Source organism: Bacillus sp. 0909A, assembly GCF_036765115.1.
Taxonomy (GTDB): domain Bacteria; phylum Bacillota; class Bacilli; order Bacillales; family Bacillaceae; genus Bacillus; species Bacillus mojavensis.
In genome coordinates, this window is record NZ_JBAIZU010000018.1 from 1 (window position 1) to 1,301 (window position 1,301).

The window sequence follows — 1,301 nt, forward strand, 5'->3', positions numbered from 1 at the left end:
CCGGCGTCGCCAGAGGCTACTTGAATCGCCCGGAATTAACAGAAGAACGTTTTCTAGATGATCCATTTTATCCGGATGAACGCATGTACAAAACGGGTGATTTGGCGCGCTGGCTGCCAGACGGACAAGTGGAATTCCTCGGCCGTCTGGATGACCAGGTGAAAATCCGCGGCTATCGTATTGAGCCCGGAGAAATCGAAGCGGCGCTCAGAAGCATAGAAGGCGTGCGGGAAGCGGCTGTGACTGTTCGTACAGAAAGCGGCGAGGCGGAATTATGTGCGTATACGGAAGGACTCGGAAGAAATGAAGTGCGCAAGCAACTTGAGACATTGCTGCCGGGCTACATGATCCCTGCTCATATCATTGAGATGGAACAATGGCCGGTTACCCCGAGCGGGAAGCTCGACCGAAAAGCGCTGCCTGCTCCTGACGGAGCGGCAGATCGGGAAACCTACTCGGCACCGAGAAATCTGACAGAGATGAAGCTTTCCCAGCTGTGGGAGGAAGTGCTAAAAAGTGGCCCTGTCGGCATTCACGACAACTTTTTTGACCGGGGCGGCCATTCCTTAAAAGCCACCGCGCTTGTCTCCCGGATCGCCAAGGAATTCGGCGTCCAGGTGCCGCTGAAGGAGGTATTTGCCCATCCGACGGTAGAAGGTTTGGCTTCTGTCATCAGCGAAGGAACGGAAAGTCCGTATGAAGCCATTAAGCCGGCAGAAAAACGCGAGTCCTATCCGGTTTCCTCCGCCCAAAAGCGGATGTATGTGCTCCAGCAGCTGGAGAATGGAGGCACAGGCTACAATATGCCTGCGGCCTTGGAGCTTGAAGGAAACTTGGATGTGGAAAGATTAGACGCGATATTTAAAGCACTGATCAAACGCCACGAGTCACTGCGCACGTCCTTTACAACGGACACAGACGGCGAGCCGGTTCAGCGCATCCATGAAGAAGTGCCGTTTACATTCCACACCTCTGTGCTCGGCGGACAAACGGAACAGGAAGCCGCGGCAGCGTTTATCCAGCCGTTTGATCTCAGCCAAGCTCCGCTGTTTCGGGCGGGGATCGTCAAGATATCAGACGGACGGCATCTATTACTGGTTGATATGCATCACATTATTTCTGATGGTGTTTCAGTGAATACGCTCATTCGGGAATTCGGAAAGCTGTACGCCAATCAGGAGCTTCCGCCGCTTCACATTCAATATAAAGACTATGCCGTATGGCAGGAGGCCTTTAAAAAAGGAGACACGTACAAGACGCAGGAGGCGTACTGGCTGAAGCAGCTCGAAGGCGAGCTGCCC

The 1,301-nt window shown here is 53.7% G+C and carries 1 protein-coding gene; it reads left to right on the forward strand.

Going from position 1 to position 1,301, the window contains the following annotated elements; all coding sequences use genetic code 11:
- A partial coding sequence (locus V6D42_RS20245; protein ID WP_333514382.1) for a condensation domain-containing protein occupies positions 1-1,301 on the forward strand: 1,301 nt, incomplete at both ends.